The 11,916-nt window shown below is 46.6% G+C and carries 11 protein-coding genes; all 11 read left to right on the top strand.

Annotation, left to right across the window (positions count from 1 at the left end):
* Positions 1-49: 49 nt before the first annotated feature.
* Positions 50-1,144: an ABC transporter ATP-binding protein gene (locus tag ACOGW3_RS11480; protein WP_419903100.1), complete on the top strand. Its 1,095-nt coding sequence runs from the start codon at positions 50-52 to the stop codon at positions 1,142-1,144.
* Complete coding sequence (locus tag ACOGW3_RS11475) at positions 1,144-2,223, top strand: ABC transporter ATP-binding protein (protein WP_419903099.1); 1,080 nt, start codon at positions 1,144-1,146, stop codon at positions 2,221-2,223. The genes ACOGW3_RS11480 and ACOGW3_RS11475 overlap by 1 nt, the downstream gene beginning before the upstream one ends.
* 2 nt (positions 2,224-2,225) lie before the next feature.
* Positions 2,226-3,095 (top strand): carbohydrate ABC transporter permease, encoded by an 870-nt coding sequence (locus ACOGW3_RS11470; protein ID WP_419903098.1) that lies wholly within the window; start codon positions 2,226-2,228, stop codon positions 3,093-3,095.
* A 3-nt stretch (positions 3,096-3,098) separates the two neighbouring features.
* On the top strand, positions 3,099-3,896 hold the full coding sequence (locus tag ACOGW3_RS11465; protein ID WP_419903097.1) for a carbohydrate ABC transporter permease: 798 nt from the start codon (positions 3,099-3,101) through the stop codon (positions 3,894-3,896).
* Between the two features lie 12 nt (positions 3,897-3,908).
* Entirely contained in the window at positions 3,909-4,187 is a 279-nt protein-coding gene (locus ACOGW3_RS11460) for a DUF2160 domain-containing protein (protein ID WP_419903096.1), read from the top strand.
* Positions 4,188-4,262: 75 nt separating this feature from the next.
* On the top strand, positions 4,263-5,972 hold the full coding sequence (locus tag ACOGW3_RS11455; protein ID WP_419903095.1) for an ABC transporter substrate-binding protein: 1,710 nt from the start codon (positions 4,263-4,265) through the stop codon (positions 5,970-5,972).
* Between the two features lie 160 nt (positions 5,973-6,132).
* On the top strand, positions 6,133-6,657 hold the full coding sequence (locus tag ACOGW3_RS11450; protein WP_419903094.1) for a GbsR/MarR family transcriptional regulator: 525 nt from the start codon (positions 6,133-6,135) through the stop codon (positions 6,655-6,657).
* 83 nt (positions 6,658-6,740) lie between these two features.
* Positions 6,741-7,469, top strand: a complete 729-nt coding sequence (locus ACOGW3_RS11445; RefSeq protein ID WP_419903093.1) for a DUF4166 domain-containing protein — start codon at positions 6,741-6,743, stop codon at positions 7,467-7,469.
* Entirely contained in the window at positions 7,453-8,931 is a 1,479-nt protein-coding gene (locus ACOGW3_RS11440) for a TIGR01777 family oxidoreductase (RefSeq protein WP_419903092.1), read from the top strand. The genes ACOGW3_RS11445 and ACOGW3_RS11440 overlap by 17 nt, the downstream gene beginning before the upstream one ends.
* Positions 8,932-9,126: 195 nt before the next feature.
* Positions 9,127-10,059: an AraC family transcriptional regulator gene (locus ACOGW3_RS11435; RefSeq protein ID WP_419903091.1), complete on the top strand. Its 933-nt coding sequence runs from the start codon at positions 9,127-9,129 to the stop codon at positions 10,057-10,059.
* Positions 10,060-10,145: 86 nt separating this feature from the next.
* Positions 10,146-11,795 (top strand): amidohydrolase, encoded by a 1,650-nt coding sequence (locus ACOGW3_RS11430; RefSeq protein WP_419903090.1) that lies wholly within the window; start codon positions 10,146-10,148, stop codon positions 11,793-11,795.
* Positions 11,796-11,916 lie beyond the last annotated feature (121 nt).

The following is an 11,916-nucleotide window of genomic DNA, read 5'->3' as shown; positions in this document are numbered from 1 at the left end:
AAAAATTAATAAGCAGAATCAACAAAAGTTGAATTCGTGTGGGGTTTGAATGACGTTAACTCTTGAAAATGTCTGGAGGACGGTCGGAGACGAGGTACATATCGCTGAGGCTAATCTTAGCCTAGAGCGCGGTACGCTCAATACTCTTTTAGGACCGACACTCGCAGGCAAAACCAGTTTGATGCGATTGATGGCAGGCTTGGATAAGCCAACCAAAGGCCGTGTCTTGTTTGATGGTCAGGATGTAACAGGGGTCCGGGTTCAGGATCGTAAAGTTGCTATGGTCTATCAACAGTTTATCAACTATCCGGCTTTGACAGTGTATGAGAACATTGCTTCTCCTTTGCGGATTGCGCGTGCGCCTGCTGATGAAATAGATCGGAAAGTTCGCGAAGCTGCTGCCATGATGAAGCTTGAACCAATGCTTGATCGAACACCTCTGGAGCTATCCGGTGGTCAGCAGCAGCGTACGGCCTTGGCGCGTGCTTTGGTGAAAGGCGCTGATCTTGTTCTTCTTGATGAGCCCTTGGCCAATCTGGACTACAAACTACGTGAAGAATTACGCGAAGAGCTTCCGCGCGTCTTTGCAGAATCAGGTGCGGTGTTTGTTTATGCAACAACGGAACCGACTGAAGCCCTGCTTCTGGGTGGAAATACGGCCACTTTGCACGAAGGGCGTGTGACCCAGTTTGGATCTACGTTGGACATCTATCGTAATCCTGGCGACCTTTTAACCGCCGATGTGTTCTCTGATCCACCGATGAACACGCTGCCCGTATCAATTCGGGGAGGTGTTGTCAGTCACGGAGAAAAATTCTCTGCGCCGGCAACAGATGTTCTCTCTAAGGTATCAGACGGTGACTACACATTGGGCTTCCGCCCCAATCACCTACACCTGCGCAAGCATAGTGACAATATGATTCCTTTGAATACGCGTGTTGCGGTTACAGAAATCACAGGATCTGAAAGTTTTGTCCACGTTGATTTTGCTGATCATCGTTGGGTAAGCCTGACCCATGGTGTTCGGGAAGTTGATATCGATAGTAATATCGACGTATATCTGGAGCCATCCAAGTGCTTCGTTTTTGATACCTCAGGCAAGCTCCTGGCTGGCCCTTGGTCATCAGGTGGGGAGCAAGGCTAATGGCGAAAATTGAATTAAATGGCCTCGCGCATTCTTATATGCCTCAGGTTCAAGAAGCTCAGGATTTTGCTCTTAAAGAGTTAAATCATGTGTGGGAAGACGGTGGTGCCTATGCGCTCCTCGGCCCTTCTGGCTGTGGTAAAACCACGCTACTAAATATTATCTCAGGGTTGTTGACACCGACACACGGCGAAATCCTGTTTGACGGTAATGCTGTCACCAATAAAGCGACTGAAGACCGTAATATTGCACAGGTTTTCCAGTTTCCTGTCGTCTATGACACGATGTCAGTGTACGACAATTTGGCCTTCCCGCTCCGTAATCGTGGTGTAGGTGCAAGCGAAGTTGACGGACGTGTTCGAGAAATCGCTGAGCTACTTGAACTCGGCGATAGCCTCAAGCATAAAGCCAGTGGTCTTACCGCAGATGCAAAACAAAAAATATCCCTAGGTCGTGGCCTGGTGAGAGCTGATGTGTCGGCGATCCTTTTTGATGAGCCTTTGACGGTGATCGATCCGCACCTTAAATGGCAATTGCGCTCTCAGCTTAAACATCTTCACAAGCGCTTTAACTATACCATGGTGTATGTAACGCACGATCAGACAGAGGCTCTGACCTTTGCTGATAAAGTCGTGGTTATGTATGACGGCGCGGTGGTCCAGATGGGGACACCTGAAGAATTGTTTGAACGCCCTAAACACACATTTGTGGGTTACTTTATCGGTTCTCCGGGTATGAACGTGGTGCCTTGTCATATCGATGGCGATAAAGCCATGGTTGCTGGACACGCTTTCTCTATGGCGCAAGGTTTCTCTAAGGTGCCAGAAGATGCTTCTTTGGAAGTTGGTATTCGTCCTGAATTCCTGTCGCTTTCACGCGATGGTAATGGACCTGCGGTGTCGATCCAAAAGGTGGAAGATCTTGGCCGTTTCAGAGTGGCAAGTGTTCGATTGGAAGATCACGAGTTTAAAGTCATGGTCGATGAAGACCAGGAAGTCCCTGCAGACGGGGCCCGGCTTATCGTAGATCCGACGCATGTGAATTTGTATGCCAACAGCCATTTGGTAGAGGAGGCCTGATCATGAATAAATGGTCTGACAACCGCGCCTGGTGGCTTGTATTGCCCGTGGTTTTGATTGTTGCATTCTCAGCTGTTATCCCTTTGATGACAGTCGTGAACTACGCCTTTCAAGATACCTTTGGCAACAATGAGTTCTTTTGGGCAGGTCTGGAGTGGTTTAGAGAAATACTGCGTTCTGATCGTTTCCATGGCGCCATGGGACGGCAGTTCCTGTTTTCTTTTATCATTCTTTCAATAGAGATACCACTTGGCATTGGTATTGCGCTGGCAATGCCGCGCAAAGGCTTTTGGGTACCCTTCTGTTTGATCCTCATGGCTTTACCGCTCCTCATTCCATGGAATGTGGTCGGTACAATCTGGCAAATCTTTGGCCGTATTGATATCGGCTTGCTTGGTGCGGTTCTCGACGGTCTTGGCATTGATTACAACTACACTCAAAATACTATTGATGCTTGGGTAACCCTTGTCGTCATGGATGTGTGGCACTGGACGTCGCTTGTTGTTTTGCTTTGTTATGCCGGTCTTCAGTCAATTCCTGATGCTTATTATCAGGCCGCAAGAATTGACGGCGCCAGCAAATGGGCAACATTCCGCTATATTCAGTTACCGAAAATGAACCGGGTCCTTCTTATCGCAGTTCTACTGAGATTTATGGACAGCTTCATGATCTACACCGAGCCGTTTGTCGTAACCGGCGGTGGTCCAGGTAATGACACCACGTTCCTTTCGATTGATTTGGTACAGATGGCGATTGGTCAGTTTGATCTTGGTCCTGCTGCAGCAATGTCCCTGATCTACTTCCTTATCATTCTGCTCTTCAGCTGGGTTTTCTTTACAGTTATGAGCTATCTCGACAGAGCGGAGAACTAAGCTATGAAAACCAAAGCTCTCGTCACCGTTCTTTACATTGTCTTCTTGTTATTGCCGATTTATTGGCTGTTAAACATGTCGTTGAAGACAAACGAAGAAATTCTGAGTACGTTCAGTTTGTGGCCACAGGATCTGACATTTGCCAATTACATTGTCATCTTTACGGATCCGAGTTGGTATAACGGGTATATAAACTCCACCATCTATGTGGTGTTAAACACCATTATCACTCTCTTGGTGGCACTCCCCGCAGCCTATGCTTTCTCCCGCTATAACTTTACGGGCGACAAGCATCTGTTTTTCTGGCTGCTTACCAACCGTATGGCACCACCCGCAGTCTTTGCTCTGCCGTTCTTCCAGCTTTATTCATCCGTGGGTCTCTTTGATACTCACATAGCTGTGGCATTGGCACACTGTCTGTTTAACATTCCATTGGCGGTGTGGATCCTCGAAGGATTTATGTCCGGCGTGCCGCGTGAAATTGATGAAACAGCCTATATTGATGGTTATTCATTCCCACGTTTCTTCACGCGGATTTTCACACCGATGATTTCTTCTGGAATTGGGGTCGCAGCGTTCTTCTGCTTCATGTTCTCGTGGGTTGAACTTTTGCTTGCAAGAACTCTGACGTCTGTCGATGCAAAGTCTATTTCTGCGACGATGACCCGTACGGTTTCAGCATCAGGCCTTGATTGGGGAGTACTTGCTGCTGCGGGTATCCTGACCATCATTCCAGGAATTTTAGTGATCTATTTTGTTCGTAACTACATCGCCAAGGGCTTTGCCCTAGGCCGGGTATAAGGAGTCCGTATCATGGAATTGAACTGGATGGCCTGGACTTGGCCGACGGCAATCTTCTTTCTCATTATCGCAACAACGCTTGTTGTGATGACAGTATTGGCAGTCAAATTTCCGGAAAGAGAACGGGTTGGGATACTTCATATTCCAACCACACGCGGGGATCGACTGTTCATTACTTTGCTTGGTAGCGCTTTTATTCACCTCGGCTGGCTTTTCTTTTTAGATATCCAGCTCTGGTGGGCCCTCGTCGTAAGTGCTGCCTATGCATTCATCGTTTTTCGATGGGTGTGAGGCATAGAGGGCAATGTGTGGGGTAGCGAGAAGATCCTTCTCGTATACTGATTAAATAAACAGGGAGATATAATAATGAAGTACCGTTATATTGGTGGCGCGCTTACAGCCGTTGCTTTAGTCCTCTCAGCAGGAGCAGCTCAAGCGGATTCAGCTGCTGCAAAAAACTGGGTCGACAACGAGTTTCAGCCTTCGACACTGTCTAAAGCTGAGCAAATGAACGAAATGGAGTGGTTTGCAAAAGCCGCTGAGCCTTTCAAAGGCATGGAAATCAATGTGGTTTCCGAAACCATTACAACGCATGAGTACGAATCAAAAACTCTTGCTAAAGCGTTCTACGAAATCACAGGTATCAAGGTTAATCATGACCTGATCGGTGAGGGTGATGTTGTTGAAAAGCTGCAGACACAAATGCAGTCCGGTAAAAACATCTATGATGCTTACATCAACGATTCTGATCTGATCGGTACGCACTATCGTTACCAGCAGGTTGTTCCTCTTACTGACTGGATCGCGGGTGAAGGTTCTGATGTAAGTAACCCTGATCTCGACATTGGCGATTTCATTGGTACATCGTTTACAACTGGCCCAGACGGAAAGCTTTATCAGCTTCCTGATCAACAGTTCGCAAACCTATACTGGTTCCGCTATGACTGGTTCTCTGATCCAGATATCAAAGCGAAATTTAAAGCTAAATATGGCTACGATCTAGGTGTTCCGGTTAACTGGTCTGCTTATGAAGATATCGCTGACTTCTTCACAAATGACGTGAAAGAAATCGACGGTAAGCCAGTATATGGCCACATGGATTACGGTAAAAAAGATCCATCACTCGGCTGGCGTTTCACCGATGCATGGCTCTCCATGGCTGGTGCAGGCGACAAAAACATTCCTAACGGTATCCCTGTAGATGAATGGGGTATTCGTATGGAAGGCTGTAGCCCAGTTGGATCTTCTGTTTCCCGTGGTGGCGCGACAAACGGCCCAGCTGCTGTTTACTCCGTATCCAAATATGTTGATTGGTTGAAAGCCTATGCTCCTCCATCAGCACCGGGTATGACCTTCGGTGAAGCTGGCCCGGTTCCTGCGCAGGGTTCAATTGCTCAGCAAATCTTCTGGTACACTGCCTTTACAGCCGACATGGTTAAAGATGGCATTCCTGTAGTGAACGAAGATGGTTCACCTAAATGGCGTATGGCACCTTCCCCACACGGTCCTTATTGGGAAGAAGGTCAGAAGCTTGGTTATCAGGATGCTGGTTCATGGACTCTTATGAAATCCACACCGGTTGATCGTCGTAAAGCTGCTTGGCTCTACGCTCAGTTCACTGTTGCTAAAACTGTTTCTCTGAAGAAAAGTCACGTTGGTCTTACTTTCGTTCGTGAAAGTGACATCCAGCACGCTTCCTTCACAGAACGTGCACCTAAACTTGGTGGTTTGATCGAATTCTATCGTTCACCAGCACGTCTACAGTGGACACCAACAGGTATCAACGTTCCGGATTATCCGAAACTTGCGCAGCTATGGTGGCAGAACATTGGTGATGCCAGCTCTGGTGCGAAAACACCTCAAGCAGCTATGGATTCACTCGCAGCAGCTCAGGATAAAGTTCTGGGTCGTCTCGAGCGCGCAGGCGTTCAGGGCGCATGTGGTCCAAAGTTGAACGAAGAGAAAGAAGCCAGCTACTGGCTGAACCAGCCTGGTTCTCCGAAAGCCAAATTGGCTAACGAGAAGCCACAGGGTAAAACTGTTGATTATGATGAGCTAGTTGCTAGCTGGAACTAATCTACTAAAAAGCTTTTCCCTTTAATATAAAGGGTGAGGTAGGGGGTCGGAGGATTTTTCTTCCGGCCCTTTTTTTATGCTTAGAGCAAATTCGTACCTTGCTTGACTTTGATATTAATTTCTTCTATTTCTGTAATGACAGAAATTACGGAAAAGAATTATGAAGCTCACACCAACAATGGAACGATACGTCTTACATTGGGGCGAAATGGGATCTCGGTGGGGAGTTAACCGATCAGTATCACAGATCCATGCCCTGTTGTATTTAGCGGCTAGGCCAATGCATGCAGAGGAAATTTCCGAAACTCTGAACATTGCAAGATCCAATGTCAGCACGAGTTTGAAAGAGCTTCAGGGCTGGGAGCTTATTCATCTCCATCATGTTCTCGGCGATCGAAGAGACCATTTCGAAGCAACCCATGATCTATGGGAAATGTTGCTGACAATTGCCAATGCCCGGAAGCAACGCGAAATTGCGCCGACACTCTCTACATTGCGTAAATGCGTGCTTGATGGTTCAGAAGAAAGTGACATCCCAGCTGAAAGTCTCAAGCGTATGCAAGACATGCTTGATTTTATTACTAACTTGACGACCTGGTATGAGCAAATAAGCCGATTACCGACAAAAACGTTGATAAAAATCATGATGCTGGGGGCAAAGGTAGCAAAATTCGTCGGTAAATAATCTAAAGGCGGGTGTCGGATTCGCCTTATTTTAAGCTTACTAATTTCTGTTTGGACAGAAATTACAGAAATAGAGGAATTGAGATGCCAAATGTTAACCAGCATAGAAAAACCTCTCCTGTTAAACGGGCCCCATTTTTAGCTTCTTGTCCTCACGCTCGTTTCAAGTTTGACGATCAGGATGATGACCCTCTCCATATTCGAGAATTACTTGGTGATGCCGCTTGGCTGAGATTACGCCCCGCTATTCGCAAGCGTTTTGGGTGTGACGCTAAGTTGGGTAGCACGCATCTCTACCGAGGTAAGATGGACAAGGTTGAAGCGACAGCCCTTGGGCTGGTGATGGCTCAGGTGGCCCGTTTGATTGGTACACCGATGGCTTGGTCCAGGGGCAGTGAAATTCCTTGTGATGTAATAACGTTTGACGATCCCGAACGTGACGGTGGAGTGGTATGGGAGCGCCACTACCACTTTACGCCGGAAAAAATCCAAATTGCACGTACGACAAAACTGGTTAGTCAAAAGGAAGGCTTGCTTGAGTGTTTCGGTAAACACTTTGGCATGAAGCTAAAACTCATAGAGGAAGACGGCGCGCTTCATTTCATCTCTACAAGTTTTTATCTCCAGATCTTTGGTCGTCGTATCGCGCTGCCCCGTTTAATCAGTCCGGGTACCTTGCATGTTACTCACCGGGATGTTGGCAATAATTGGTTCCAATTCATGTTAAAGGTTTGCCATCCCTTGCTCGGTCAACTTGCATTTCAGGATGGTTATTTCAAAGAAGAGGAGATGAAAAATGCTACTCGTGCTTAGCTTGCTTGTTGTCCAGGGCCTTATGGGGGCTTTTGATAATTTTTGGCATCATGAAATAACGGAAGCTCTTCCCTCCAAGCCGAGTGCACGAAAGGAGTTGATGCTTCATACCGCGAGAGAATTTATCTATGCCATCCTCTTTATCATGCTGGGTTGGGCAACGTGGCACGGACTGTTTGGTATTGTTGTCATGGTATTGTTGTTGGTCGAGGTCGGGATTACCTTGTGGGACTTTATCGAAGAAGACATGACCCGGAAGTTACCACCGTTAGAACGGGTACTACATACCGTTCTTGCTATGAACTACGGTGCTGTTTTGATTTTGTTCTTACCAATTCTATGGGCGTGGAGTTTGGATGAAAGTGTTATTAAGGGCGCCGATTACGGCATTCTTTCCTGGGTGATGACCCTTTATGGTATCGGGGTCTTCTTTTGGGGAATGAGAGATTTATACGCCGTTATAAAGTTAGGGCCTTTGCAGGTAGCAGAGCATTTAAGAGACCCAATATCTGTGGGAGAAACAAGAGTTTCCAAAACTGTTTTGGTTACCGGAGGCACGGGATTTATAGGTAAAGCCTTGGTCAGAAACCTGCTTTCCCGTGGAGAAAACATAATTGTTCTCACCAGAGATATAATGAAAGCAAGAGATGCTTTTGGTTTCCATGTCGATGTGGTCGAAAAGTTAGATGAAATTCCTAATGACAGACAAATTGATGCCATCGTTAACTTGGCTGGTGAACCTGTAATAGGCCTCCCTTGGACCAAAACCCGGCGTACACGCATTGTCTCCAGTAGAATGGATACGACCCGTTCCCTAATTTCTCTCATTGCGCGGTTGGAGACTAAACCAAAGGTTTTGGTCAGCGCGTCTGCTGTGGGATATTACGGCGATGGTGGTGAATGCTTATTGGATGAGAGCAGTGAGGGACAGCAGGTCTTTATGTCAGAGTTTTGCCAGCAGTGGGAAGATGAAGCGCAAGGGGCAACACAACATGGTGTCAGAGTATCCATATTACGTCTGGGCATTGTAATCGGAAGTGGTGGTGGCGCTTTGCCAAGTTTGGCGACGCCTGTTCGTTTCGGATTGGGAACGATAATGGGAAATGGTAAGCAGTGGATGCCTTGGATACACATCCTGGACGTACTTGGATTGATTGATTTTGCATTGAATAATTCTAATGCAGGTGATGTGATTAACGCTACGGCGCCAGGGGCTTTAAGACACCAGGACTTTATAGCCGAGCTAGGTACGGTGCTTCATCGACCTGTATTATTTTCTATCCCGGCAATTATCCTCAAATCAATGCTTGGGGAGATGTCTGGAATTTTCCTCGAAGGGCAGAAGGTTTCTCCATCAAGAGCGATTGAGTTAGGATACAGATTCCAGTATCCAACCCTTGATTTGGCACTGAAGGACCTGTTTCCCAGACAACAAAACCAGTCAGTACGAGCGGCTTTATAGTTCCTAATTATGGGGGCCTTGACCTAATTGAAGAGGGCAAAGTTGATTTAAAACATTCGCTTTGCCCTTTGGGTTTTCTCCTCATCGAAATGCTGATTGGGAAAAATACGGTGTGTTATAGTTAGCAAAAATGGTCAGGTTTTTATAAATGCGATCATCTAGGGTGCTTTTAACGCAAAGGAGTGACCTAAATATATGTCGATGACAGCAGTGACATCCGTTAAAAACGTGACAAGAAAAGATTACGAACGTCGTCTTCAACGCGTATTGGCATATATTCGACAGAACCTTGACCAAGATTTGGATTTGCCTCAATTGGCAAACATCTCAAATTTCTCCCCCTACCATTTTCATCGAATTTTTCGGGGTATGGTTGGAGAGAGTCTTGCGGTTCACGTGAAGCGATTGCGGTTGGAGCGAGCAGCGAGTGATTTGCTCTATTCTCAGCAATCAGTAACGGAGGCTGCATTTGATGCGGGGTTTGAAACCCTCGAATCTTTTAGTCGTGCTTTTAAAAAAACATTTGGTGTTACTCCCAGCCGTTATCGACAGGAAAGTGGTTTTTGCCTTCCTGATACCGCGCCCAGAGGGCTTTGGACCACTGCGATGAATTTCCAATTTGATCGCTTGTGGGATGATAAGGATAGACCCGTGAAATTAAATGTTCAGATTGAAACGCATGATAAAATGCACATTGCCTATGTTCAACATCAGGGAGCCTATGAAGATATGGAACCTGTTTTTGATAAGCTGTTCGAGCTTGCAGAGAAAGCCAATATACTACACGAAGAAACCGAAATTGTTATGGTCTCTCATGATGACCCCAATATTACAGAGAGCAAATATTTGAGAGCCGACGCAGGGGTCGTGATACCGGACATGTCTTGTGACGTTGGCGAAATGAAAAAACAATCAATTGCCGAGGGGCAATTCGCAGTGGCCCATTTTACCGGTGCTTATGATAATTTGAGCGTAGCATATGACTGGATTTATGGGGGGTGGATGCCAGATTCTGGTCACGAAGCCGCGGATCAGCCCGCCATAGAGCTATATCATAACGATCCACTGGACGTTAATGAAGATGAACTCCTAACCGAAATTCGCATTCCATTGGTGGCAAGATCATGAAGCTATACGAAAAAATAGTGTTCAATAACTATCTAAGATCTGTGAGGTTTAAGATCAGTACTATTGTGATGATAATGATTTTTGGCATGCCGTCTCTGGGCAATGCATCTGATAATAGTTATCTTATTGTAAACGCTAATATTTATACTGTAGATCCCAATATGCCCTGGGCTGAATCAATTCTGGTCGATAAAGGGGTGATAACTGCAGTCGGTCAGGAAGACAAACTCAGAAATCTGGCCGAGGATAACTATAAAATTGTGGATCTCGGAGGGCGTATGCTGTTACCCGGTTTCCAGGATCCTCATCTTCATGCGCTTGAAGCAGGCATTAATGAAACCGCCTGTTTTCTGCCCGCAGAAGGAACGGCGAATACTTACCGTGAAGAGATCGGGTACTGTCTAAAGGATCAAGGCAATGCAGCTTGGTTTCTCGGTGCAGGTGTTTCTATGCCAGAGTTGCTGGAAACGGTTGATTCTCCGATGGCCCTTTTAGATCAGCTGATCCCGGACCGCCCTGCCGTGATTTTGGATAACCTCGGTCATGGGGCCTGGGCCAATTCAAAAGCCATGCAGGCGGTGGGATATTTGGATTTGAAGGCCGACCCGCCGGGCGGAATCATTGATCGAGACCCCTATAGTGGGGATTTAACGGGTGTTGTCTTTGAAAATGCCCAGCAAAAACTACGCAATGCAGCTCTCCCGCCAACAAAAGAAAATATTGAGTTTGCCTATAGAAGTTTGCTTAGTGCGCTGAATGTTTTGGCTGAAAATGGCATTACAACCGTCAGCGATGCCGGGGGGTATTGGCCCAGAGGGCACCAAGAGGCCTGGGTCCGGGCCGAACGTGAAAATGAGCTTACGGTTAGGGCCAGCAATGCGCTATATCTTTATCCCGACCTTCCTTTTGAAGAGCAGATATCAGAGTTTCAAAGCCGCTATATGAATGATCAAGATAGCCTCTTACGCTTTAACCAGGCGAAGATCTATATTGATGGAATTTTGTCTCAAGCGACTGGTGCACTTTATCAGCCCTATGAGCGAGATTTGGATCTTCCACGTGAATTTAAAAAAGGTTTTCTCTATTTCGATGAGGAAACTCTGTTCAAATATGTTACGGAACTAGAAGCCTCTGGTTTCCAACTTCACTTTCATGCCACGGGTGATCGCGGTGTCGGGTTGGCGCTTGATGCTTTACAGCATGCGAAGAATATAAACTCCCAGAGTGATATGCGGCACCGTATTACCCATCTCTATCTTGTTGCTGATAAGGATGTCGCGAGGTTTCAAGAGCTGGATGTGGTGACGGACTTCCAATTATCGCCAAGTTCGACCAATGCCGATACCAAACGTTATCTCGCTGAGATTGTCGGCAACCGTTCAAATCATCTCATGCCTGCTCGTAGGCTATATGAAGCGGGTGTCGATTTGGTTTTAAGCAGTGATTGGGACGCAGAAGAGCTATCTCCATTAAAGAAAATCGAAGCGGTTTTAACGCAGAGAAACGGTAGTTTTGATGATGTGGCTACAGTCATAGAGCTGATGACCATCAACGTTGCCAAACTATTGCACCACGAAGACAAGACCGGATCGATTGAGAAGGGAAAACTCGCTGACTTTGTGGTTCTGGACCGCAATATTTTTAACATTCCCGTCAACCAAATAGGCACTACTAATGTAGCGGTAACGCTTCTTGAAGGGGAGGCAATATATGACCCCAAGGGCTTGTTTGATTAATCATTAAATTTCTTCCAGCTCGGGCTTTCGGTTGCGAGAGGGGGAAGTCGGAATGCGAAATGGGAGGTCAGGGAGGAGCGGAGGCGTACTATCAATGCCTGTCCTCCCTTGACCCTGAGAG

The organism is Kiloniella sp., assembly GCF_965205715.1.
GTDB lineage: Bacteria > Pseudomonadota > Alphaproteobacteria > Kiloniellales > Kiloniellaceae > Kiloniella.
The sequence above is the reverse complement of the archived record's forward strand: the minus strand, read 5'-3'. Positions and strand labels throughout refer to the sequence as shown.

Excerpts from the sequence above, each read along its gene's own strand:
- ACOGW3_RS11480 (WP_419903100.1), top strand. The coding sequence starts at position 50 with ATGACGTTAACTCTTGAAAATGTCTGGAGGACGGTCGGAGACGAGGTA.
- ACOGW3_RS11475 (WP_419903099.1), top strand. The coding sequence starts at position 1,144 with ATGGCGAAAATTGAATTAAATGGCCTCGCGCATTCTTATATGCCTCAG.
- ACOGW3_RS11470 (WP_419903098.1), top strand. The coding sequence starts at position 2,226 with ATGAATAAATGGTCTGACAACCGCGCCTGGTGGCTTGTATTGCCCGTG.
- ACOGW3_RS11465 (WP_419903097.1), top strand. The coding sequence starts at position 3,099 with ATGAAAACCAAAGCTCTCGTCACCGTTCTTTACATTGTCTTCTTGTTA.
- ACOGW3_RS11460 (WP_419903096.1), top strand. The coding sequence starts at position 3,909 with ATGGAATTGAACTGGATGGCCTGGACTTGGCCGACGGCAATCTTCTTT.
- ACOGW3_RS11455 (WP_419903095.1), top strand. The coding sequence starts at position 4,263 with ATGAAGTACCGTTATATTGGTGGCGCGCTTACAGCCGTTGCTTTAGTC.
- ACOGW3_RS11450 (WP_419903094.1), top strand. The coding sequence starts at position 6,133 with ATGAAGCTCACACCAACAATGGAACGATACGTCTTACATTGGGGCGAA.
- ACOGW3_RS11445 (WP_419903093.1), top strand. The coding sequence starts at position 6,741 with ATGCCAAATGTTAACCAGCATAGAAAAACCTCTCCTGTTAAACGGGCC.
- ACOGW3_RS11440 (WP_419903092.1), top strand. The coding sequence starts at position 7,453 with ATGCTACTCGTGCTTAGCTTGCTTGTTGTCCAGGGCCTTATGGGGGCT.
- ACOGW3_RS11435 (WP_419903091.1), top strand. The coding sequence starts at position 9,127 with ATGTCGATGACAGCAGTGACATCCGTTAAAAACGTGACAAGAAAAGAT.
- ACOGW3_RS11430 (WP_419903090.1), top strand. The coding sequence starts at position 10,146 with ATGCCGTCTCTGGGCAATGCATCTGATAATAGTTATCTTATTGTAAAC.